The organism is Dyadobacter frigoris (assembly GCF_005280585.1).
Classification (GTDB): domain Bacteria; phylum Bacteroidota; class Bacteroidia; order Cytophagales; family Spirosomataceae; genus Dyadobacter; species Dyadobacter frigoris.
The window spans coordinates 88,545-113,513 of sequence record NZ_SZVO01000005.1; the positions used below are offsets into that span (position 1 = coordinate 88,545).

General features: G+C 38.3%; 21 protein-coding genes. 3 read left to right on the plus strand and 18 right to left on the minus strand.

What is annotated here, in order from left to right; all coding sequences use genetic code 11:
- The gene (locus tag FDK13_RS11735) at window positions 1–1,164 is read right to left on the minus strand and encodes a glycoside hydrolase 5 family protein (protein ID WP_137340192.1); all 1,164 of its coding nucleotides are present in this window, start codon (window positions 1,162–1,164) and stop codon (window positions 1–3) included.
- Window positions 1,165–2,030: 866 nt separating this feature from the next.
- Between FDK13_RS11735 and FDK13_RS11740 the strand changes: the two genes are divergently transcribed.
- Window positions 2,031–3,245, plus strand: coding sequence for a hypothetical protein (locus tag FDK13_RS11740; RefSeq protein ID WP_137340193.1), 1,215 nt, complete (start codon window positions 2,031–2,033; stop codon window positions 3,243–3,245).
- A gap of 282 nt (window positions 3,246–3,527) precedes the next feature.
- On the opposite strand, the gene FDK13_RS11745 is transcribed toward FDK13_RS11740, so the two are convergent.
- The 3 genes from FDK13_RS11745 to FDK13_RS11755 form a co-directional block, all read right to left on the minus strand.
- Window positions 3,528–4,601 (minus strand): aminotransferase class V-fold PLP-dependent enzyme, encoded by a 1,074-nt coding sequence (locus tag FDK13_RS11745; protein ID WP_137340194.1) that lies wholly within the window; start codon window positions 4,599–4,601, stop codon window positions 3,528–3,530.
- Between the two features lie 185 nt (window positions 4,602–4,786).
- A complete protein-coding gene (gene serA / locus FDK13_RS11750; protein ID WP_137340195.1) occupies window positions 4,787–6,691 on the minus strand; it encodes a phosphoglycerate dehydrogenase in 1,905 nt (634 codons plus the stop codon).
- A gap of 271 nt (window positions 6,692–6,962) precedes the next feature.
- On the minus strand, window positions 6,963–7,958 hold the full coding sequence (locus FDK13_RS11755; protein ID WP_137340196.1) for a YheT family hydrolase: 996 nt from the start codon (window positions 7,956–7,958) through the stop codon (window positions 6,963–6,965).
- Between the two features lie 244 nt (window positions 7,959–8,202).
- Between FDK13_RS11755 and FDK13_RS11760 the strand changes: the two genes are divergently transcribed.
- Entirely contained in the window at window positions 8,203–8,394 is a 192-nt protein-coding gene (locus FDK13_RS11760; protein ID WP_090339609.1) for a cold-shock protein, read from the plus strand.
- Window positions 8,395–8,455: 61 nt separating this feature from the next.
- Here the strand turns inward: FDK13_RS11760 and FDK13_RS11765 are convergent, their stop codons facing one another.
- The 5 genes from FDK13_RS11765 to FDK13_RS11785 all read right to left on the minus strand — a co-directional run bounded on the left by FDK13_RS11765 (window position 8,456) and on the right by FDK13_RS11785 (window position 14,025).
- Window positions 8,456–9,382 carry a polysaccharide deacetylase family protein gene (locus FDK13_RS11765; RefSeq protein WP_137340197.1) on the minus strand — a complete coding sequence of 309 codons (927 nt, stop codon included), beginning with the start codon at window positions 9,380–9,382 and terminating at the stop codon, window positions 8,456–8,458.
- Between the two features lie 132 nt (window positions 9,383–9,514).
- Entirely contained in the window at window positions 9,515–10,939 is a 1,425-nt protein-coding gene (locus FDK13_RS11770) for a DUF4153 domain-containing protein (RefSeq protein ID WP_137340198.1), read from the minus strand.
- Window positions 10,940–11,082: 143 nt separating this feature from the next.
- Complete coding sequence (locus FDK13_RS11775) at window positions 11,083–12,405, minus strand: DEAD/DEAH box helicase (RefSeq protein ID WP_137340199.1); 1,323 nt, start codon at window positions 12,403–12,405, stop codon at window positions 11,083–11,085.
- A gap of 45 nt (window positions 12,406–12,450) precedes the next feature.
- On the minus strand, window positions 12,451–12,924 hold the full coding sequence (locus FDK13_RS11780) for a hypothetical protein (RefSeq protein WP_137340200.1): 474 nt from the start codon (window positions 12,922–12,924) through the stop codon (window positions 12,451–12,453).
- Between the two features lie 78 nt (window positions 12,925–13,002).
- Window positions 13,003–14,025 (minus strand): aldo/keto reductase, encoded by a 1,023-nt coding sequence (locus FDK13_RS11785; RefSeq protein WP_137340201.1) that lies wholly within the window; start codon window positions 14,023–14,025, stop codon window positions 13,003–13,005.
- A gap of 237 nt (window positions 14,026–14,262) precedes the next feature.
- Here FDK13_RS11785 and FDK13_RS11790 point away from each other — a divergent pair, with 237 nt between their 5' ends.
- Window positions 14,263–15,003 (plus strand): hypothetical protein, encoded by a 741-nt coding sequence (locus FDK13_RS11790; protein WP_137340202.1) that lies wholly within the window; start codon window positions 14,263–14,265, stop codon window positions 15,001–15,003.
- Window positions 15,004–15,023: 20 nt separating this feature from the next.
- On the opposite strand, the gene FDK13_RS11795 is transcribed toward FDK13_RS11790, so the two are convergent.
- The 9 genes from FDK13_RS11795 to FDK13_RS11835 all read right to left on the minus strand — a co-directional run bounded on the left by FDK13_RS11795 (window position 15,024) and on the right by FDK13_RS11835 (window position 24,823).
- A complete protein-coding gene (locus FDK13_RS11795; protein ID WP_137340203.1) occupies window positions 15,024–15,404 on the minus strand; it encodes a co-chaperone GroES in 381 nt (126 codons plus the stop codon).
- A gap of 166 nt (window positions 15,405–15,570) precedes the next feature.
- On the minus strand, window positions 15,571–17,031 hold the full coding sequence (locus tag FDK13_RS11800; protein WP_137340204.1) for an MBOAT family O-acyltransferase: 1,461 nt from the start codon (window positions 17,029–17,031) through the stop codon (window positions 15,571–15,573).
- Window positions 17,032–17,034: 3 nt separating this feature from the next.
- Window positions 17,035–17,979, minus strand: coding sequence for a glycosyltransferase family 2 protein (locus tag FDK13_RS11805; RefSeq protein ID WP_137340205.1), 945 nt, complete (start codon window positions 17,977–17,979; stop codon window positions 17,035–17,037).
- Between the two features lie 74 nt (window positions 17,980–18,053).
- Window positions 18,054–19,754, minus strand: a complete 1,701-nt coding sequence (locus FDK13_RS11810) for a hypothetical protein (protein ID WP_137340206.1) — start codon at window positions 19,752–19,754, stop codon at window positions 18,054–18,056.
- The gene (locus tag FDK13_RS11815) at window positions 19,751–21,163 is read right to left on the minus strand and encodes a DUF6056 family protein (RefSeq protein WP_137340207.1); all 1,413 of its coding nucleotides are present in this window, start codon (window positions 21,161–21,163) and stop codon (window positions 19,751–19,753) included. Before FDK13_RS11815 ends, FDK13_RS11810 begins: the two co-directional genes overlap by 4 nt.
- Window positions 21,156–22,106: a glycosyltransferase family 2 protein gene (locus tag FDK13_RS11820; RefSeq protein ID WP_137340208.1), complete on the minus strand. Its 951-nt coding sequence runs from the start codon at window positions 22,104–22,106 to the stop codon at window positions 21,156–21,158. Before FDK13_RS11820 ends, FDK13_RS11815 begins: the two co-directional genes overlap by 8 nt.
- Before the next feature lie 45 nt (window positions 22,107–22,151).
- Entirely contained in the window at window positions 22,152–23,060 is a 909-nt protein-coding gene (locus FDK13_RS11825) for a DMT family transporter (RefSeq protein ID WP_137340209.1), read from the minus strand.
- 4 nt (window positions 23,061–23,064) lie between these two features.
- Window positions 23,065–24,141 (minus strand): LptF/LptG family permease, encoded by a 1,077-nt coding sequence (locus tag FDK13_RS11830; protein ID WP_137340210.1) that lies wholly within the window; start codon window positions 24,139–24,141, stop codon window positions 23,065–23,067.
- A gap of 19 nt (window positions 24,142–24,160) precedes the next feature.
- The gene (locus FDK13_RS11835; RefSeq protein ID WP_137340211.1) at window positions 24,161–24,823 is read right to left on the minus strand and encodes a metal-dependent transcriptional regulator; all 663 of its coding nucleotides are present in this window, start codon (window positions 24,821–24,823) and stop codon (window positions 24,161–24,163) included.
- Window positions 24,824–24,969: the final 146 nt, after the last annotated feature.

Genomic DNA, 24,969 nt, shown 5'->3' on the forward strand with positions numbered 1-24,969 from the left:
CTACTTGCGTGCCGTAAGTTGTTTTATCAAATCAACCTCTGCCTGTTTGTAGGGTTTTCCGCTTTTTCTGAAAATATCATGAAACCAAAGAGATGGCTCGCTTGTGTATGTCTTTTTCCAGCTATCCCAAGGATAAATAGTTTGCGACTTGCCATCAACCAAACCCCAGTTGATTGCGCCAACATTATATTTTTTCGCGATTGGCAAAGAACCCTCAAAGAAACTGCCATTTCCGCGCGACATGTATTCGGTACAAATCAACGGGCGGTCATATTGCTGTAATTGTTTAATACGTTTTTCAAACTCGTTTGCATTATCATAATTATGGAAAGAAATCACATCCGATTCATCGATACTCGCTTTTTCTATCGGTTTCAAAGTTTCGTGTGAAGTCCAGTCACCTGCCCAAACACCGGCGGTTAACGGCTGCACAGGATTTACCGATCTTGCCCAGCCAAAAGCTTTTTTCATTAACGGCAATACATAATTCACTTTGTCAGGAAGCTCAATTTTTCCATACGAGCTGTCATTTGTATTATCCGGCTCATTCCAGACATCCCAGGCCAGAACGCGGTCATCATCTGCAAATTTTCTCACCACACCTTTTACATATTGTTCCAGACGAGGATATTGCGTACTGTCTTTCAAAGCGTTATATCCCGGACTTTGTACCCAACCGGAATTATGAACACCAGGTTTCGGCGCGCGCTGCGTTCCTAATTTTGGGAAAGGATCCCAGCAAGAATCGAAAATGACAAAAACAGGTTTAATCTTATGTTTGTCTGCAATGGCAAGAAAAGTATCCAGTCTTTTCAAAAATCCTGTTGAATCCTGCTGCCACAACAGATCGTGAAGATAAACGCGCATGGTATTCATCCCTATTCCTTCTGCCCAACCCAATTCTTTGTTAATTGTTGCGGTATCAAAAGATGCTTCCTGAAACATTTCAAGCTGGTTAATGGCGGTACTTGGTAAGAAGTCAGCACCAACAATCCAATCCTTTTCCCCATACCATTCCTTGGCTTGCTCTTTTGTCCAGATTTCTCTGGATGCTGATTTTTGTTCGGTTGTAGTTTCTTCCTTTTTTTCTTCTGCTTTTTTAGCGCAATTTTGAAAGGAAAGGCCAATAAGTAATGCACAGACTGTCGTTTTTAAAAATTTCATTTATAAAGATTTATAGTTGAATTTTAATATTTCATTGGTTTTTCACGCAAAGAGGGGAAGATAAAACGCTAAGATCGCTAAGTATATTCTTTGTGCTCTTTGCGCTTAAACTTTTTGGCTTTGCGTGAAATAAGTTCATTTAAAAAAAGCAGCTTCATGCTCTTCCATACTTGGTTCTGACAAATAATAATACTGAATAACCTGACAGCTTACTGGATATTTGAGAAAAATGGACATAAAATAATTCGATGCATTTATTCAATTAATATTCTCTATCAATATAATAATAGTTATATATATCAAATCCACGTTTCACAAAAAATAAATTACAGGTTACATATAACAAATGTTTTCCCGAAAATACCCGATCGATTATCCTTTATGTTATTACCGCCATTTAAGATTTAAAAGATATCTGAGGCCATTAGATTACATGCATAGTAAAATTTGCAAAATGTAATTTTTACTTATTAAAATATGTAAAAAAAATTTGTGCCCACGCTACACAATTTACAAATCCAGACCAAACACAGTTTGAATTATTTTTATGTTTAGTTAGTTTTGTGATAATTATACCAGATGCCAATATTATAGTAAATATTCGCTATTTTGATGTAGATATTCTTGACCGGGAAAATTTGATTCTGTTGAGAGGAGCTTTTATTTATATCAACAAATTTTTATAAGAGCGTATAATGAGAATAGTATTGCCAGATAAAATAACGGCGTACTAAGGTTGCTTAAACAATTTAAAAAGTAATATGAATAGCGCTCGTTACAGGTTCAGCCGGATTGATTGGAAGTGAATCCGTTGCATGATCTTACAAAAAGATCCTATCCCTCTTAATCAGTTTAAAATATATTGAATGCATAAGTCTATTTTTCAATACACCAGACTCCCCATTTACGCGATGGAGTCATTGATAAACACTCGTGCAGGACGATGGAAGTTTTCATTTTTTTTGTTCCTCTTCGTACTATTAACTACCTATCCAAAATATATAGAGATATTGAACGAAGGCTCTCCGCTTAATACGTATGCGTTTTTTTTCGAAAAGATAGAACATCCTTTATCTCCATCTATTTCAAACGATATTGAAAGTCACGGTTCAAAAATCGCATTTAGATTTACCCCTTCGTTAATTGCCAAGCTGTTAGGAAATTATAAAGTAAAGAACGGCAAAGGAATACTGCAACTCTTCGTATTCCAGTCCCTGCTGCTATTGCCATTCTTTTATCTGTTAATAAAAACTGTTAAGCGCTTTTCAAGCAATTTTAACACAGTACTGATCGCATTATCTTTTTCAGCAATTTATACCACAAAGGCATTTTTCTGGGATTACGATTTTTGGTTTGATGGCTATGCCTATTTCTTTCTATTACTTGGAATGTATTTCAGAAATATGGCCGGCATATTTTTGTCTTTACAATTGGCGTGCTGGACCGATGAACGGGCAGCCGTTGCTTTGGCATCAATTTTCATGTTTCATTTACTTGAAGAGAACAATTTTTCTCTTCCGGCAGTAGGCTCTTTACTGAAATTCTCGCTTAAAAAATCATCCATTGCTGTGCTATTATCAGGACTCACGTACATTGCGACGAGAATTCTGCTTTCTGTTTTTTTAGAATTAAGCACACCAATGGGGGACAAAGCAGGAGTTGGCCTGGAACTCATTCCATTCCAAATAGCTAATCGGCTTATCGGAATACTTTTATCCTTTGAAGGGCTTTGGCTTGTATTCTTAACTGCGTTGTCTTTTCTGTTTGCAGAAAAAAAGTTTTTTTTAGCGGCAATATTGATTTTACTTACCTGTGCGCATATACTGATTGCTTACAGCGTATTTGATATTACACGTAGTCTGGCTTATTGTTTTCCTATTTTCATTATAAGCGCCGCTCTTGTCCAGACGTCAAAATCTGACAATAGTGATTTCATTTTCCTTTTATCCGCCCTGGGCTGCATTTTGGTACCTACACAATTTCTGATATTTTTTGTCAGGCAAATCCCGTGGACCATTTTCTCCGTAACCGAAATTACACAAGGAGTAAAAAATATGTTGCTCTTATTGGGAATTAATTGATTAGACTAAACTCAAGACAACGGTTTCTTAAACGCCAGCGACTTCTAAAACTATTTTAAAATCCGGAAAGCTGCATTTCCATAACCCACAATACGTGCATACACCCAATTTGTTAATCATTCATTATCCAAAAAAGTTATGTTTGACAAGGGGAGAAAATGGAACTCCCTAATTGCACCCCAAACCATACAAATATTACTATTACTTTCTCAGAGGTTATAAAATAAAAAAGCGCAAAACCAATGACCGGCTCTGCACTTTTTATAATTTAAAATATTCTTTTTATAATGCTTTCAACTCGTGAATTAACGACTGAACCTGTTCCAAAGAGGTAGCTGGGAAGTTTGCAATACGTAACTGGGAAGATTTAAACTGACCATAACCACTGCCAATTACCATTCCTTTTTCCTTAATTGTTTTGATGATACCAGCAGACGACTGGTCGGTATTTGTTACTATGACAGTCTGAGATCTGTATCTTTTCTCTTTTACAAAAGAAGAAAAACCATTCGTACTTTCAATGAATTTATAAAGCAGATCTGCCTTTTGTTCCGTTTCCTTCCGGAGATTTTTTACACCAATTTTGTTAAAATCCTCTGCGATTTTACCCAACAAATAAATCCCCATGACATTAGGAGTTGCGGGTGTTTCATTATTTTGAGCGTTTTTCCAAAGCGTTGGCAAATCATTATGCGCACCGATAGAATACTGCTTTTTGATTTCCTCTGCCTTTCTCAAACATTTTTCATTCACAATCCAGACACCAAGTCCGGCTGGTAATCCAAATGCTTTCTGAACAGAGAAAAATGCCGTATCAATTAAATTAAAATCCAGCTCAGGATAAGGTGCTGACGACACGATGTCGACCGCGATAAGTTTATCCGGATATTTTTGTTTCAATTTATGAATTTCAGAAACCGGCATTTGTACGCCGGAACTTGTCTCATTATGTGTCGTGCAAATTAATTCTGCATACTCAGGCACAATCACTTCCGACGCACTAAAACCTTCGCCCATAGGCTTTTCCTGGCTGTGCGCATATTTGCACAAACCCAGAGAATAATCATAGAATTTTTTCGAGAAAGATCCATTCACCAAATGAAAGCTTTCAAGCTCAACACAGCTAAATAAAATACGTTCCCAGGCTTCTGACGCAGAACCAAGAAATAGTATAGCGTGTGAATCCGGAACGTTCAAAAGCGTACGAAGCTGGTCTACCGTAAATTTATGTAAATCACGATATTGCTGGCTGCGATGTGAAATTGAACCCAACTGCTCACTTACAAAAGTCTGTAAATGTTTTTCAAATGTCGGGTAAAGCTGCGCAGGACCTGGGGTGAAAAAGGTTAGTGACATCTTAATATGGCTGGAAAGTGGGGATCATTTTTGCTGCTCGTTGATTGTCAGGAAGTAGTCAGGGATTGTCATTTATAGTCAGGATTTGTCAAGTATCGTTAAACTACTCCTGACTACCCTTGACAATAATTGACCATCCCTGACAACAAATGACTACTTCTTAACAACTTCCTGACTCTATAATATTAATACAACATTCTAAAACGAATTGTACCTTCTACTTCTTTTACTTCCTGAATAAATTCTTCTGTATATCCTTTGGCGATATCCACGATTACGTAACCGATTTTCTCGTTCGTTTTCAGATACTGACCTGTGATATTGATATTATTTTTCGCGAAAATATTATTCAGTTTTGCTAAAACACCCGGCACGTTTGCGTGAATGTGAAGCAAACGGTGAGAATCTTTTAGTTTTGGCAATTGTACTTCCGGGAAATTTACACTTCCGTAAGAGCTACCATTGTTCATAAATTCCAGCAATTTGGAAGGAACAAAATGACCGATATTTTCCTGAGCTTCTTCGGTACTTCCTCCGATATGTGGGGTCAAAATTACATTTGGCAATCCGCGTAATGCACTTTCAAAAGATTCATCGTTCGTTTTCGGCTCTTTCGGGAAAACGTCAACGCTCGCTCCGGCTACTTTTCCGCTTTTTACAGCTTCGGCCAAAGCTTCAATATCAACTACATGTCCGCGGGAAAGATTCATGAAAATCACGCCGTCTTTCATCAAACTGAATTCACGTTTGCCAATCAGGTTTGCATTTTCTTTACGGCCATCCACGTGCATACTGATTACGTCCGCAACGGAAAGCAATTCTTCAAGAGAATTAACTTTACGGGCATTTCCAAGAGAAAGTTTTTCAACTTCATCATAAAAATACACTTCCATACCCAAAGCCTCAGCCACAACCGAAAGCTGAGTACCGATGCTTCCGTAACCAACCATTCCCAGTTTTTTCCCACGAACTTCAAAACTTCCGTTCGCAGATTTATCCCAGATTCCGGCGTGCATCTGGTTGCTTTTTGTTACAATATTTCTGATCAGCAAAATCATTTCACCAACTGCCAATTCAACCACAGAACGCGTGTTGCTATATGGCGCATTGAAAACGGCAATACCTTTTTCTGCTGCGGCTTCCAAGTCAATCTGATTAGTACCGATGCAAAACGCACCGATTGCCATCAAACGATTCGCATTTTCCAGCACGCGTTTGGTAATATTTGTTTTAGAACGGATACCGATAATGGAAACATCCTTGATACGCTCGCAAAGTTCATCCTCATCAAGCGCACCTTTTACAAACTCAACATTGAAACCCTGCTCTTCAAAAGCGCGCAAAGCAACCGGGTGAACATTTTCAAGCAAAAGAACTTTAATCCTGCTTTTCGGGTAAGACTGACTTCTGCTTAATTTATTATCATATAAAAAGTCATCAAAAGAAGTTGCGATATGATCTGCAACGGCTACGACTTTTGGACGTTCTACGTTTTCCGTAAATGCATAAAAACGGTTTGCAAAACCTGCTTCTTTTATCTGATAATCGGTATAACCATCACCAATCGCGTATACTTCGCCTTCAAGTTTCAGAGAAGAAAGTAATTTTATTTTTCCTCCGTCGGTCGACAAAACATTTTCTTCATCAATTCCAATGATATTTCCTTCTTCATCAAACCGGAATTCGTTAGCATATACATGATCCGCGCGCAGGCCAAGTTCAGTTACAACCGGAATTATAAATTCTTTAAATCCACTTGAAACGATAAAAATATGGTCTGCATTTTCAGTCAAAAACTGTTTGTTGCGTTGGAAAGAATCAGAAACTTTGGTCTTTAAAAAAGAAACCAATTCTTCAATATTGGCACGGTTAGCCTTCAAAAGATCAATGCGCTTGTGAAGTCCTTCCGAAAAAGACATTTCCCCGTTCATACCCATATTCGTCAGGTCAGCAATTTCCTGAACAATCTTTTCACGTTGCGGATGCCCTGTCAATGCAATGGCAGCAAGTTCGTCCAGTCCTTCTACTTTCGTGAAAGTGCTGTCAAAATCAATAATGATATGCGGGGGATTGAGTGTTAATGTCGGCATGAAGCGGGAGATAACTGAATAAGTATCAAATTAAAATGTGAACGTTTCAAACGGTGAAATTTGGTTGAATTCCCAATTTTGTCACAAAATTACGAATCTGTTTTCTATGACCCTAAAAAAATGTTAATCTGACGCTTTTTATTATTGTTTTCAGAATTTAACAAAGGTCATAAAAACAGAAAATTCCTGTAATAATAACTGATTATCAATATGTTATTATTACATCTAACAAAATACAGTTAAAATAAATAATCGGGTACTGTACATATTATTACAACAGAAATTTACTGCCAAGAAATTCCAATGCACGTAATTCTGACCAGTAATTAGTTTGGGACAAACCCGAAGGACGGAATCCGCAATGCCCTCCGAAATCAGATATTTCTAATAAAACATTGGGAAGAGTTTCAATCAGCGACGCCGGAAGGCTGTTTTCCGGAACAATCGGATCATTGGCAGCATTGACGATTAAGGTAGGAATTGTTATGTTTTCGACAAAAAACATAGCGCTGCACATGGCGTAATAATGGTCGGCATTTTGAAATCCGTGAAGCGGTGCTGTGAAAATATCGTCGAAGTCGTATAACGTATTTACAAATTTGAAATCAGCAGGCTTGATATCAGCAGGAAAATGAACTGCCTTTTGATCAACTTTTGGCTTTAAGGTTCTCAAAAATCTGGATTGATAAATACGGTTTTCAGGTTTTACAATAGCCAGACTGCACGCTTTCAAATCCATCGGAACACTAAAAACAACAGATTTTTTAATCCTGGAATCTGTTCTTGTATTTTGTTCTCCTAAATATTTTAGTGTCAGATTACCACCCAGACTAAATCCCATTAAATCAACGTGGGTATATCCTTTTTCAAATGCGTTACAAATGACAAGATCCAGATCTTCGGTAGCGCCGCTATGGTAAAACCTGGAAGTTTTATTCATTTCGCCACTGCAGCTGCGAAAATTCCAGGCCAGACAATCGTAACCTTCCGCATTCAGAAACCGCACCATGCCTAAAATATATTGGCGGGTACTATTTCCCTCCAATCCATGTGAAAGAATCACAAGTTTATTTTTGTGCTTAAACTCCATTTTTTTCGTCGCAAGTGACCAATCCAGATCCAGAAAATCATGATCCGGTGTGACAATGCGTTCGCGTTGATAATCAACAGAATTAATCTTTCTAAAAAGTGACGGATAAATAGTTTGCAAATGGCCGTTTGGAAGCCAAAAAGGAGGATTATGGTTAGAACTTCTGACTACTGGCATGCTGACATCCGGATAACTTAATAAGGAAACAAAGAAACCAGTAAAATGTTTTCGGAAGTAAAAATTTAAGAAATATTTAAAATTTGAGATCGTTTTTGAAGAATTTTCAACACGAATTAAGTAGTCTACCAATCCTATCGGAAATAATTAATTTTTACTTTTTCTAAATTAAAAATAATTTTTCTCTTGTATATCCAAAACACGTTCGTATATTTGGTCTTCAAAATATATAAGAACAATACTAATGGCAGAAGGTACAGTAAAATTTTTCAATGATTCCAAAGGATTTGGTTTCATTTCTCCATCTAATGGAGACCAAGACATTTTCGTTCACGTATCAGGTCTTCAGGACGATATCCGTGAAAATGACAAAGTGTCTTACGAAGTAGAAAATGGCAAAAAAGGTCTAAACGCAGTTAACGTTAAAGTTATCTAAGTTTAATCATAATATCATTTGGAAAGCCTGATATCGCGATATCAGGCTTTTTTTGTACCTCTTACTTTTTATTCATTTCTTCGAAAGCCTTCTGGATTTCCCCATTTGTTGGCTCTTCACGCATAAGTTTCTTACGCATTTCTACGTCGGGAATCCATCTATAAATCCAGGAAAAGCCGTTTTTGCCATAATAATGCAATGGTGATTTGTAAACCGGATCCTTCATTGCTTCATCCAGGCTTACAAATTTATATTTCCTGTTTTTTAATTGATTAACAATTTCTGGAAGATAATCGGCATTTAGCTTATTATCGTGACAAAGATAGATATGGCTGATTGACCTGTTGTACATTTTTAACGACAGGCTGTCAAAGTAAGTGAACAACCGCAATGTGAAATCCACATATTGCGCTCCAATCCAGGAAGCTGTCTTTGTATCGCCTTCTGCCAACGCTTTGTCATATAAAATTGCATGGAGCCAATCTTCGCTTTCCACAGTATACGGAGTGGATATATATTTTTTCTCTTTTAAAAATTGGAGCGCTTTCATTTGCTCCAAACTATCATTTCCTGCTCCGTTAAACGGAAATCTAAAATACCGTAATTCCTTCTTCTCTTGTTTCAGCAGTTCTTTTGTAACGACTTCGCCTTTAAGCACATCTTCTTTAAAGGCATCAAACCCGACATCAGCAAAATTTTTATGCGCAAAACCGTGGTTTCCAGCTGTGATATAATCTTTAACCAGCCAGCTTTTCAACAGATTTTTGTTCCTGTCCAACACCGCCGGCTGCCCTAGATTCACTTCATTGATAAAAATCGCAATAGGGATATGTAAAGAATCCAGCTTTTTTTGAAGCACTGAAGAAAAATTCGAGGCCTCAAATAATCCCATATTAGGTACATCGTCGATTGTTATTGCAACAGATCGTTGTGCCTGGATTATTTTTGCGGTGCATAAAAACAGAAAAATAAAAAATATTTTCTTCATGGAAACGGCTAATTTTAATGAATTACGAACTTACGTAATTGACGTGATTTCGAAGCCTTTTTGTAAAAAACACATAAAAATACCGAGCGAATTAATTATCATGGCTAACAGATTAATCCACCCGGTACTCGTTTATCTTTTATATTTCCTCAGCAACCACATCTCATCAGCCGTTTCGGATTGCCAGTTTACCGGCGTTTTCAAATTTTGCATTTTAGCCTGGATCTCTGATTTATAAGGTACTACCCTCGGATCATTAGCGTCAAGTAATTCGCTCAAATATGGAATTTGTGTATCGCCAAGGTCTAAAATATATTCCATATCCAAAAACTGAGCATGATTTGGATTGTACCAGGTAATGAGACGATCCCAATCCACAAGGCCGAAAGACGCCACAACAAAGTAAATTACCCAAGCATTCTGGCGCAGCAAATACCAGTTCGTTTTGACTTTGTAGATTTTTACGATCGTCAGATATAAGCCAATTCCACTTAATAACATTCCAATAAAAACACAGATCCTTTTGTATGTCAGTCCAAAGGCATCAACATAAAGTATGTTTTTGTAGCAGGTGAAAAGAATTAACAGACCATTAAGAATAATCCATATTGTCGCAAATTTTACCAGCTTATCTTTTTTGTTATAAAAATTCTGATTCTCACGGAAGTAATACATAATGAGAACAATAGCCGCAGCAATACTCAAAATAAGGACCTCAAATCCCTGATGAACCTGATCGGAATGTCCTATCGGATGATGATTCAGGGAAGGAAAAAATATCTGTAAAATATTAAAACCAAGAAACACGGCTATTAAGGCATTAAGCATTACAAACATGATAACGCCTTGCTTATTTTCATAATACAACCCCATGATTGTAAATTTCCCCCCTTTCACTTTGGTCTGGTTTCTTTCAAGCAAATCAGGTTTTGCTAAATCCCATTCGGTGAGACGGCCAGGTTTTCCAGGAAAAAATAAAGGGCAGATAATAATACTCCCAAATATGGTATAAGCTATCCAACCTCCGTCAAACTGCCACTCAGGAAAGTTAACTGAAAGAAAAAAATCGGGATTTGCCGCACCATATAACAGATAGAAAATAACTGTTACTGAGATTGGCACGATGTAAAGAGAGGTTTTTTTAAAGGCCAAATGAGATTTATTTGATGTAAAAATTGCATTGATTAAATCTACAAATCCTCCATAAACTGTAATAACAAAGCTGTAAAAAATGCTTCGATACATGCTGTTGATAAAGGCTACCGGCAAGCTGCTTCTGGCGGACACAACATATCCAGCCAGTACATAAAATGACAAGTGATACGTGACTTTACTAAGATCATAGCTATGCAAGGCAACCGCCAGAGCCGAAATAAGATGACCGGCAGCTGCCATCCACCATAGTTTTTCATTTTTAAGTCCGTGATAGACTGACACTACCCCGACTGTCAGAGCAGAAAACAAAAGTGCATTAACACCCGTACCATAATCATAAAACAAATAAGTGTGAAGTACTGCAAGCGCAATCCAAAGCAGATAAGTACGAATCTTAGACATGATTAATATATTTTAAAAGTACTTTGAATTGCAAAGTAAATGTATTTAAAGTTAAAAATACAAGACTGCCTGAATATTTATTTATAAAAAAAGGACGTAATCATAAAATGACCACATCCTTAAACTTTATGTTGTATCTAATTTTACCTCGCAACCTCAATCTTAAACTTCTTCCCTTTCATTTTTTCATCTGAAATCAGGCTCAGCATAGATTTAACCTGGCTTTTTCTAACAGCAGCAAAGGATATATTATCCTTTACTTCGATCAGTCCAAGGTCCTGTTTTTCAAGTTTTCCTTTTTGAATTAAAAAGCCCACAATATCCATTTTATTCAGCTTGTTTTTCTTTCCTCCGCTGATGTAAATCGTTGTCCATTCTGATGGAGCGGGTAATGTATATTTTGCAGGTAAATCCAGAACCTGAGGTTTTCTTACAATATATTCAGGTAAAATTTCGTCTGGATTTAGCAAAATATAAGCAGTTCCTTCTGTCAGCATACGTGCGGTACGACCGTTACGATGTCTGAATTCATCTGCTTTCATCGGAAGTTCAAAATGTATAACATGCTTCATATCAGGAATATCCAAACCACGAGCTGCCAGGTCGGTAGCTGCAAGATATAGTGTAGATCCATTACGGAAACGGATTAAAGCACGTTCTCTTTCTTCCTGTTCAAGTTTTCCATGGAAATAAGCACAATCGATTCCTTCTTCTTTCAAAATCGTACTTAGCCGTTCAACAGATTCGCGAAGGTTGCAGAAAATCAATGTTGATTCGGAACCAAGATAACTCAAAAGCTGAACCAGTTTTTCTGTTTTATCTTTTTTCTCTGATAAAACAAGTTTTACAGTCAGGCCACTTTCCTGATTTTTATTGGCGATAAAATCCAACAAAACAGGATTTTTAACACCTGTAAACGAAGGCACTTTAGAACCTTCCGTCGCCGAGACCAAAATTCTCTTTTTCAATCCACGGAGATTACCCATAATCTCAGACATTTCATCCTGAAAACCCATTTCCAGAGATTTATCAAATTCATCCAGAACCAGTGTTGTAATTTTTCTGGTTGTGAAAGTCTTTCTGAAAATATGATCCATTAACCTTCCCGGCGTTCCGATTAAAAGTGCCGGCGCTTCACTCAGACTTCTGATTTCAGTCTGCATATCGTGACCGCCATAACAGCAGGTTACTTTAAAACCGGTTGACATTTTCCTCCAAACCGATTCAATCTGCAATGCTAACTCCCTGGTTGGCACAATAATAAGACACTGAACCTCTGATATATCCTTTTGCAAAACTGACATGATCGGAAGTAAAAACGCAAGTGTTTTACCTGAACCTGTCGGGGATAACAAAAGTATTTCTGAATTTTCCTGAATCGCAGTATTTGCCTGTTGCTGCATTTCATTTAACGCAGCGATTCCCAGCCCTGATAGCGTGGTTTCTAAATTTTCCTGATTTGACATGATACAAAGGTACTTTGTTCTGCCGCCAAATCCGTATAGTTCTAATTATTTCACTTTTACCGTGCCTTTAAATTCCTGTTCCTGATTGTATAAAACCAGTCCAAGTAGTTTCCATTGATGATCTCCCGTTACATTATAGTTGATAATACCATTTTTCATTTCGGTATAAGTCAATCCGGGATTCCATCCATGTCCAGATATCAGGCCCGTTACCAGGATCTTCGAAGACAATTTTCCATTGTAGGTCGAGTCTTTTGTGTAAATGTAACTGAGATCCAAATGATAGGAAATTGCACTTTCCAGATTCTTCATTCCAACGGCTTCATTTTGTTTCATTTGATATCCCTTGTCCTGGTTACTCACCACCGATCCTTTTATGAAAGAAAAAATGCCAATGACAAAAATGATGGTCGAAACCATCCCCATTTCTTTCAAAAACAATTTTAAGGCACCGAATGCGATTAAAAGAAACCAAACAAGCATTCCGATATTAAACAGAGACCATAAAAGGTAAATCATTAATAAACTGATTAGAGAGGTTGGAAAAAGTAAAGCAGCCGGATGTCCAGCTGCCTTTACTTTTCATATTAAAAAAATTTATTGCGGAAGTCTGTCTCGGCCCTGGCGCTCAAACATCCACTGCGGATATTCAGTATTCAACATACTGATATCATACAATTGCGCCAGATCAGACTGGGACAAAGAAACGGTTGTCGCCGCTATATTGTCTTTCAATTGTTCAGGTTTTTTGGCACCAATAATGACGCTGGTTACGCTTTTCTGATTTAGCAACCACGCTAATGCAATTTGTGCAACCGACACGCCATGAGATTCCGCGATTGGCTGAATCACCTCAATAATATCATAAGCTTTTTCTTTATCAATCGGTGGAAAATCAAAATTGTCGCGACGGTTATCACCCGATGTTTCATTATTTCTTGTATATTTCCCCGAAAGAAAACCTCCTGCAAGCGGGCTCCACGGCATCAAAGCCAGGTTTTGATCTGCCATCATTGGAATCAGTTCGCGTTCGAGATCACGCCCTGCTATGCTATAATAATGCTGACAGGCAACAAATTTTGTCCAGCCATTTTTTTCTGCAATGCCATTCGCTTTCATGATTTGCCAGGCCGCGTGATTACTCACACCCAGAAAACGCACTTTTCCGGAACGAACAATATCTTCCAATCCACGCATGGTTTCTTCCAGAGACGTGTAGGCATCCACACCGTGAATGTAAAAAAGATCGATATGATCCATATCCAGACGGCGCAAGCTATCATTTACAGAATCCATGATATGTAATCTCGACAAACCGATCTGATTAGCACCCGGTGCCATTCTGCCTCGCGCTTTTGTAGCTACGACCACTTCACTCCTGCTTATTCCCAGATCTTTGAATGATTTACCAAGTATTTCCTCCGACTTACCGTAGGAATAAACATTGGCTGTATCAAAGAAATTAATTCCACTGTCGAAAGCTGTTTTTACTAATGCATTTCCATCTTCTTGCTGAAGCTTACCAATAGCCTCCCAATATCCATCACCACCAAAAGTCATCGTTCCGAAACATAATTCCGAAACCAGGACGCCGGTATTTCCTAAAAACTTATATTTCATGATCGTTTGTTTTTGAATGAATACGATTACCGCCCTTAAAATTAAGGTTTATTTCAGCAGGGCAATATGATTTTTCAAACAAATCTTTCGGAGCGATTCCGCTATTTTAACCAACATCACAAAACACTCTTTTAATCAAAGTTTGATTAAAAGACATCAAAGCATAGATTTTTGATACTTCTTGAAATAAAGTAATTAATTTCGAATCAGATACATACACTTTAAACAATTATTCTCATGCTCCACTCTCCTTTTAAATCCAGCTTTAACAAGATAACGAAAGCAATTGTTATTGCATTTATTTTTATTCTAAGTGCAATCAATGTTAATGCTCAGATTAAATTTACAGAAGGTGTAATAATATATAAAGTTGATTCTATTATATCAGAAAAACCGATAGATTCTTCAAATATTTCTATCAGCGAAATAAGAATATATAAAAAAAACAATCTTCGAAGAATGGATTTCATTAGTCCACCATCCACAGAATCATCACCGTCTTACATAATTACACAAATCTTAAACGAGAAAGGATTGTACTTTACAATTGAGTCACAGTTATTTGATAACACAAAAAAATCTGCACTTTTTCAGACTATCGAAGAGATTGAAAAAAGTAAAGATGAACACAAAATAACCAATAAAATACCCGAATTTAGGTTTAAAGAAAGCGCTAAAAAGCGAATGGTTTTGGGAGCTCAGGTAGAAACAGTTTATCGGGTAGAAAAAGATCCAAACCGAACCTGGCAATTATTAGTAGCCAAGAATATTGATACTTCGTTTGGCTTCTTCTTTACTGAATATCTATATCTAACAGGAACACCATTCCAATTTTACTTTGATGATAATACCACCATATATCATCTGACGGCCCAAAGTTTGACTGAAAAAGTTATTGATGATGATCTCTTTGTCATTGGTAAGGAATATGATATCACGCCATACAATACTGAAAAGTCTCCCTTTAAAAAAAATTAAAAAGAGACTTTCAATATCAATCATTCAAACAAATCCTCAGAACGATCCAGCATCAAAATAGACCCTTGGGGAACAATCACATATTTCTCCCCATCATATTCCAGATCAATTGCATTTCTTTGCAGATAAATAGCAATATCACCTTCTTTGGCCTGTAAAGGCATATATTTTAGTTTTTCTTCCGATTCTTTCCAGGGTTCATCTTCCGAAGCCGTTGGAATCGGATAGCCAGGACCAACTTTAATCACATAACCACTCTGAACCTGTTCTCTCTCTGTAACCGTTGGTGGCAAATATAAACCACTATTGGTGCGGTCGGTAGGACTTTTTGGTTTTATCAAAACGCGATCTCCTACGATGATCAATCTTCTTAACCGGTTGTCAGCTGTAACTTCGTACATATCTATAAATCTGTCGTGGTGCGACGTTAGTTTAAAATCAGTAAAAATGCATTGTAAAAAATAGTACTAGATCGTTTCTCTGTCAGCTTGGCAGAAATTCAATACGCGCTTAGTCAAACTTTTCAAAATTCACTTTGAAAGTCTGTCACTAAAACTCAGTAGTAAATCAAAACTGGAAATAAATAAACTGGTTTGTTGTAACAACCCCCAGGAAGTAAGTCAGGAATGAAAGTGTAATAAAAAGGACAAAAAATCCTGCTGTATTTTTTGTAGGGATGTTTTGGTAATAATGCTCCTTGATTAGGAGAAACAATATCAAAAATACACAAAACCACATTTCAACCTGATTGAACGGTGTTTGTATTTTATCAGCAAAAGATAAAGTTGGAATCTTCTTCAGAATAATGATTGAATTTCGGAGGTCATTTCTGAAAAATATCCAGGCCAAGGTTACCAGAATAAAAGTTACCAGAACCCCAAGCATCCTGAAAACCCAATTGTCAGGGAAAGAAATTCCAGCCTTTTTCATCCACTTGTCACGCAAAGCCGCTGTAACCTGATAAGTACCATGCAGACCGCCCCAAATCACAAATTGCCAGCTTGCGCCATGCCATAATCCGCTGACCAGAAATACGATAAACTGGTTACGATATTTATTAAATTCTCCTTTTCTGTTTCCACCCAAAGGAATATAAAGATAATCCCGAAACCAGGTTGACAGGGAAATATGCCATCTCCCCCAGAATTCCGCTACCGATCTGGCTTCATAAGGAGAGCGAAAATTGTCCATCAATGTAAAACCCATCACACGGGCGGCGCCAATAGCGATATCGGAATAACCTGAAAAGTCGCAATAGATCTGAAAGGAGTAGAAAACCATTGCAGTGACAATGGTCAATCCGTTTTGCTCTGCCGGATTAATATAGGCGAAATCTACAACCTGAGAGAGCCTGTCTGCAATAACAATTTTCTTGAAAAATCCGAACGCCATTTGTACCAAACCCGACTTTACCTGTTCAAAATCGTACTTGAAATAAGAATGAAATTGGTACAGCATATTCTGTGGACGCTCGATCGGGCCAGCCACCAGCTGCGGGTAAAACATAACGTACAAGGCATAAATCCCAAAATGTTTTTCGGGTTCCTGATTTCCCCGATACACTTCAATGGTATAACTCATCGCCTGAAACGTGTGAAATGACAAACCGATCGGCAATAAAACATGGCCGGCATTGTTGACCATCCACGTCAGAATAACCTCCGGAATTACTCTTTCCAAATGTGGAATCACAGGCCTGAAACCAATTACCTGAAGTGCGTGGTTTACAGAATTTTCAAGAAAATCGTAGTATTTAAAAAAGCAGAGAATCCCAATATTTGATATCAAGCTGATAATCAGCAGCAATTTCTTCTGTTTCTGATCTTTTGTTTTTGCAATCCAGATACCCGCGTAGTAATCGATGACAATGGTACCAAACAGGATCAGAATAAAAACCGGCTTAAAAACCATGTAAAAATAACAACTCGCCGCCAGCAGAAGAATCCATCGTCCGCGCCACGACAGGCTGAAATAAGCCAGCGTAACAACAACGAAAAAAATCAGAAACTGTATGGAATTGAAAAGCATTTGTTAAATATACTCGCGGTTAATAATCTCTTCTTTAACAATGTACAAAGGACGATTTTTTGATTGAAAAAAGATCCTGAGCACATATTCACCAATAATGCCAAGCGCCAGAAGCTGCACGCCGCTGAATAGGATGATCACAAAAAGTAATGCTGTGAACCCTTCAATTACCTGGACAAAAAAGAGTTTTTTGATTACAACAATAATGAAATAAACCAGCGAAATCAGAATGGCTAAAACGCCCATTCTGCTCATGAACTTAATTGGAAATTCACTGAAATTAAATATCCCGTTATATGCCAATCCAAATAATTGCCTGAAGGAATATTTTGATTCACCCGCCACACGCGCATCCCGTTCGTATTCAAAACCTGTTTGATTAAACCCGATCCAGGAACGCATACCACGGAGATACCGGCTTTCTTCCGGCATTTTATTCATCACATCCACAACACGACGGCTGATCAATGCAAAATCTCCGGAATCAAGCGGAATTTCAACATAGGAAATCGAACGCAGCAAGCGGTAAAATAAATGATATCCGGTCTTTTTGATAAAACTTTCTTTTCGTTTTTTCCGTACCGCATAAACCACGTCATTGCCTTCCTGTAATAATTTGTAAAAGTCGGGAAGCAATTCAGGTGGATCCTGTAAATCCCCATCGATCACAAATACGGCCTCACTACCACGTGCAGATGCAATACCAGCTGTCAGCGCAAGCTGATGACCATGGTTTCTCGATAAAAATACGCCATGATAACGCTCGTCCGTTAAAGCCAGCTGACGGATCCGCAAAGCTGTGTCGTCCTTGCTCCCGTCATCGATCAGCACCACTTCAATCGTTAGCGGACTGGAATCCATTAATGCGCTGAGACGCTGAATCAGTTGTGGAAAAGACTCTGACTCATTGTACAACGGAGCAACAATCGATATTTGCGGGGTTTTCAATATGCTTTTTTTAAACGATTAGACAACGGTCGCAAAAATACGCCTTTAAACGAAATTTGGAATCATTGATTTATTTAAGGTATTGTAATGCTTTTCAATATTCCGCCGGTGACTTCATCTCCATTCACTTTTACAACGCCTAAATCGTAAGATCCCGGAAGCAGTGATGAAAATGGCACTTCAACATTGGAACCATTAAAATATTGCCTGAATATATTTCTTCCCGCATATTTGTTCTGTTCCAGTTTGAACAAATACAGCTGATCTTTATTTTTCACAAATGCATACTGACCTGTATTTGAACTTAATCTGGCAGTAGAATCCTGAATCAGGATTTTCCCGTCCAGCGTTGTGGCCCAAACATCAAAATTTGCCGGGACAGCTGTTTGTATCCTGTTTATCTCAGTAACAAGATGATTTGTTTCGGCCGGATACTTGTAAATATTCATAGCCACCATTTCTTTCATTAAAATATCGACGTATTTGGCACCAGCTGAAAACGGTACGTGCCCTAATCCATATCCGTTGAAATTCTGATTGTATCCGTTAATCGAAAGATATTTCTTCCGTTCCTGAATCACTGGCAAATAACTGTAAATAGAAAAACACCAGATTAAAAGACTCAAAACGATAGCAAGTTGAAATCCTCTTTCCTGCAAATTGATTTTCACCGTTGATGAAATAAAAGACAGATATGCAATGATCAGGAAAAGTGCCGGATACATTTTGTAATTACTTACGATCATCACAAAAAAACCAAATCTCGGCCTTAACAATCCGATTACCAGCGCATTCATCAACAGAAAAATAAGTATCCCCAATAGAAACTCCTGAAATGATTTCCGCCCTTTTTCATTGACGGAAAAAGTATCAACAAATTCCGGTAGTTTTTGGGAGTTATTGAAGGTCTTTTTAAACCAGGATAAAACAAGTGTCAAAAGCCAGATTCCGATCCAGACCATTACAGCCAGCCCCATAATGACGGGAAGAACCGATCTGGTCACAATTGTTTTTTCAGGAAAAAAGTCGAACAGACCGCCCAGAAAAGCAAAGAAACCAAGGAATGAAAGATGAGGGTATTGCTTGAAATAGGCGATGCTGCTTTCGTTGCCCTGGGTTGTTAAACCGAAAAAATAAAATCCAATGGCCGCAGCACCCGTAATGCACCAGATTCCGAGAAGCTTATAATTTGATCGTAAAATCAGGATCACAGCTCCTGAAACCCAGACAAAAATCCCATTGCTCATGGAATACGTCGCGCAAACGGCAGCCAAAAGTGCCCAGCCAAAACGATTTCTGGCAAGCAATAACATGGAAAGGCTTACAAAAAAAATAACCGGCTGATGCTGAAGGCTGCAAATGGCCCAAAGAAAAACCAGGTGATATTGCAGTTGGAACAATAAAAAAGGTACCGGTAAAAAATACCACCCTTTTAATTTACTGTCTCTGAAAGATGTCCAGAAAAGCCACAAAGTTCCGAGTGTAAAACAAGCTCCTGCAATATGAAGAAACGTAAAATTCAGATGTCCGGTAATACTGTAATAAAACAAGGTAACCAGCTTACCAATCACCATCCGGTGTTCATTGTTTGGCTGAAAAAGCAATCGTAAATGATCCGACAGAGACGCACTATTGATCCATTGACGAAGAAAATCCGGGAATGGATCAAAATCATCATACCAGGGTACGTTTACGGAATTATTCAGGATAACAAATACCCAAAAAACAATAGGTATAGCTACTAAACCACTAAGTATCAGTTTATTTTTATTCACTTTGTTTCTTTCATAATGATAGCCTCTTTTCCAAAATAACCTGCCATACATTTATTCCACCAATGGTCCCGGTTCGTTTTAATATCATCAAAATAAAGAGACGAAGGTCTGGTTTTGATTGGAGGTAAATAAACGATACGGGTCTTTGAATTCTGGATCATGGCATATCGCTCATCCGTTTCTCTGCTAAAAGCAGCAGCTCTTCCTTTCAATAAATCCGAATAAATCATTTTTACATTAGCACTGCGAAAGAAAGAAAAGGCAATGGAAATGACCAATAACGAATAAAGTACACCATAACGAAGAAACGATAATGGAAAATTCGGTGCATATCGTTTATGGAAATAATGGAATATAACCCCGATCACATAAAACCATCCGATAAGGAAAAACAGATAAACACAGTTTACGGCGCGTAAGGAAGGTTCTATTCCTATACCATAATACGATGGAAATATCTGACCTGCTAATACGCCAATATAAAGTAAAATGGCAAACCAGACCGGCATGGAAAAATAATTGCGCGCTCCAACAGAAATCTTTGAAAGGACAATAACCCATGCCATGGAAAAAATCAGTAGCGGGGTTTTAAATATCCAGGCGAAACTTAAAATCGCCAGTTGCTTAAATGATGAAACTACTGAAAATACGATGTTTCTGCTTAGTGGATTTCCATCCAGACGCGCCTGATTTCCGGGAGCTGCCAGGAACAAATAAATTGATAAAGCCCCCACAATCAGCAGACTCATCATTAAGCCATCAATTTTTCTATGAAAAACAAGCCTGTAAAACCATAATGCACCCAGCAGCATCACCATAATAATCAGGTTGGTTTCACTGCAACCAATAATAGCAAAAACCAGAAAGTTGGCTAATACGGCAAGCAATTTCTTTTTTGTATCCTGACGATACCAGTCCAATACCACAGTAACCCATAACAATGTGAGAATATTCGGTACTGTGTAAGTAACAAAAGCTGCCATCCAGTAGAAGCCTTCCACAATACTTGCCATTTTCAGGATGTAAAGGAAAAAGACAACACCTGCAAAACCAAGATGTGCAGCACGCGATAAAGTGGGTGTAAGATGCCGGAACAAATTGTACAAAGCAAACAACATCGCCGCAAATAAAACCACAGGAATCACTTTAAATCCGGTAATGGAGTGAAACAACAGGGGGTTGGAATGATTCAGGAAAATACCAAAATAACGGCCCGTCCAACCTGAATAATAAAAATTCATGGCTTCCAGCCAACTGTATTTGAAAACCGTATCGATATAGCAATAATCGTCGGCGGGCGACGGATGATTAAAATAAGATAATGCCAGCAATGGTAAAAGCACGCTTAACAAAAGAAGCATGTTTATTGAATTGCCCACTGTGCGGTATTTTTTATAAAATCTATTCATTAATTGTTTTTTCAATAATGTAGCGTGGACGACCTTTTACTTCTTCATATATTTTCCCGATATATTCGCCGATTAATCCCAGCGCCATCATATTGGAGCCGCTGAAAAAAGTGAGCGGTAACATGGTGGAAGTCCAGCCCGGAACCGTATGTCCGATGATATAGGAAAGGAAAATATAAGCCACGATGACCATGGCGACCATAAAATTAAAAACGCCAAAGTAAAGCACGAGCCGCATTGGAAAGGTAGAAAAGGAAGTGATCCCGTTCCAGGCAAAAAGCAGCATTTTACTTAACGGGTACTTCGTCTCACCCGCTGCACGTTCCAGACGATCGTAAATCACTTTATCGTTCCTGAAACCGACCAGCGGAACAATGCCGCGAAGGAACATATTAATTTCCTTGAAATTGCCAAGTTCCTGAAGGACCCGGCGATCCATCAACCGAAAATCAGCATGGTTAAATACGACCGGCACACCCATTTTCTGCATAATGACATAAAAACTTTCTGCCGAAACACGTTTGAACCAGGTATCAGAGCTTCTGTCGCCTCTCACACCATAAACCACCATAGCACCTTCCCTGTGTTTTTCAATCATGGAAGTGATTGCATTGATATCATCCTGCAAGTCGGCGTCGATGGTGATAAAGCAGTCGAACTCGTCAATATATTTTTCCAGACCGGCCATAATTGCACTCTGGTGACCGAAATTCCTGGAAAGCTTGACACCAATAATCGTATCATCCCGCTCGCACAATTCTTCGATAATATCCCAGGTTTTATCCCGGCTGCCGTCATTTACAAAACAGATTTTGCTATCCGGCGCAATAAGTCCCCGCTCCTTGATACCAGCATAATAAGCTTTAAGCGTTGAATATGTCAGATTCAAAATCGCCTCCTCATTGTAACATGGTACTACTAAAAGTAAACGGGATAAATTCATGTGTTCAAATTTGTTGATGCGACAAAAATAGTAGTTATATGTTAATTAAGTAGTTTTTGTCGTTTTTTGAAAAGTTATTCCGTTTAATATGGGGTACAAAAGTACTGCGAGCAGGATTAAAACTGTTCCCATATAAAAACCCTGTGTCATTCTTTCCTTTTCTCCAAAATAGAAAAAAGCCAGTGCAATCCCATAAACCGGCTCGAGATTGATCGTCAGATTAATGAGGTAGGCCGAAAACTGTTTCATAAGCTGAGTAGCCATTGTGCTCGCATAAACGGTACATATCCATGCCAGAAACAAAATCCAGATCCAATCCTGTCCTTGCGGCCAAACCGGCATATTGTTTGTCCAACCCTGCGATTCTGCAATAATCAGGAACAGCAAAGAAAATAAACTGGCCCCGACCATTTCATAAAAAGTTATTGTAAAAGCATCAATCCGCTGAACTAATCTGCTATTTGCAACCGTGAACATGGCAGCCAGTAATGCCGAGGCAAGTGCCAGGCCCAACCCTAATGCATGATCAAATTCAAAACGAAAAACGACATATAATCCTGCAAAAGCCAATATTCCCAAACCAACTTCCAACGGTTTTATGGGCCGACGATTAACCAAAGGTTCTATTAAACTTGTCCAGAGTGAAGTTGTGGCCATTCCGGCCAGACAAACCGATGCGGTGGAAACACGTGCGGCGGCAAAAAAAAGTATCCAGTGAGATGATAAAATACATCCAACAAAAAACATTCTGCGAAGATCTGCGCCTGTAACGTCAAATTTCTTTTTCTTAACAAGCATCACAACAGCCAAACCCAAAGCAGCCAGAAATGTTCTGTAAAAAACCAGCGCTATGGGAGAAACCGAAACCATCAGACCGACTATGGCTGTAAAACCCCAGATCATCACCAGAAAATGCAGATGTAAATAAGACCTGAAAGTTGTTGATGTGAACATAAAATTATCTTGGTAATGTTTTATACAGCAACAATCCGATGAATGAAAATACAATATTGGGCAGCCAAACCGCAAATAATGTACTTACCGTCCCCGCTTCTGCCACTCCTTTTGACAAAAGAAAAAAGAGAATATAAATAAATGCCAGCATAAATCCGAGTGCAATTTGCCAGCCAACACCTCGCCTGCTTTTTCGGGCCGAAACGATTACACCAATGGAAGTTAGAATTAAAATAGCAAATGGCTGGGTAAAACGAACGTATTTTTCAATCAGATAAACTTCCAGTCCGTCGGCTCCCCTGCTTCGAAGTAAGTCAATATAATTATTTAATTCCGGCAGTGTGAAGGTTTCGTAAAGGTTAAAATCGCTTTCAAAATCTTTTGGAGAAAGATTGATCGTCGTGTCCATGTCCTTGGGATAGCTCAGATTTTCCCTCAAACTGTCAATAGTTCTTACCTGAATATTCTGAAGCTGCCATTTTTGACTTTTTTGCTGCCAGACAATCTTATCTGCGGAAAGTTTCTGAAGAAGTTTATTTCCTTTGATCGTTTCCATAGTAAATTTATTCCCTGTTTTGGTAGCATTGTTATAACTTTCCAAGTAGGCATACACATCGGGGGCAATTGTTATATGAACATTGCGGCCACTATATGTAAACTCATTTTTGACATAGATTTTTTCAAAAGTATTCCTGATTTTATTCGCTTTTGGCAAAATCCAGCCCACCTGAACAAAAGTTACCGCACCAAGTACCGAAGCACCGATCAGATAAGGCAATAAAATTCTCCCAAAACTGATTCCACTGCTCAGCATGGCCACAATTTCCGTCCTGGCCGCAATCCTTGATGTGAAGAAAACGGTAGCAATAAAAACCATCAGCGGACTGATATAATTGATCCAGTAAGGAATCAGATTGAGATAATAATCAACCAGGATTTCATTAATTGGCGCTTTCTTTTCAAGAAAATCATCCACCTTTTCTGTATAATCGATCATACAAATGATCAGTACGATCACAAAGGCAACGAAAAAATAAGTAATCAGGAAATTCTTGATCAGATAACGATCTAATATTTTCAATCTCATGGCTGGGTAAGTCTCATCGGCGTTGTACTAGTAAATTTTTAGAAACCTCAAGACTTATAAATAACGTTTGTTTATCTTCAATCTGTACAGACGCAGATTTATCATATTCATTAATTTCTTTTATTTCCAAAATACACCCAAGCGTAATCCCGGCCCTGTCCAGATGCTGTAAAAACGAAGGCGCATGATCCAGAACGCCCATCATTCTTACTTTTTCACCAATTTCAACATCCGTTAAAATCAGATAATCAGGTTCTGTAAGATTACCTTTTGCGTCAGGAATCGGGTCGCCGTGCGGATCAAAACGTGGATGTCCCAAAAATGAATCCAGACGTTCTACCAGGTGATCCGATGGAATATGTTCCAGTTCTTCTGCAATATCATGCACCTCGTCCCAGCCAAAACCAAGTTTTTCCACCAAAAACACCTCCCAAAGGCGATGTTTACGGATTACATTGATCGCAACCTTTTCGCCGGATTCCGTCAATCGCACGCCCTGATACTTTTTATAATGTATCAATCCCTTTTCCGCAAGCTTGCGAAGCATATCCGTAACGGACGCAGCACGAGTGGAAGTACTTTCTGCCAAAGCATTGGTACTTACTTCAAGCCCATCACGCCCTGAAAGAGCATGAATAATTTTCAAATAATTTTCTTCTGTGAACGAGTTCTGCATCGTATGTTTATCCCAAAACCTCAATATGTCAGCAAAAGTACAATTTACTAATCGTATTTAAAAAAATTTAGACCAACCTAAAAATTGATTTAAAGAATTCCTTATCTTTGTTTTCAATAAACCAAATTGTTTATTTTAGACATTCG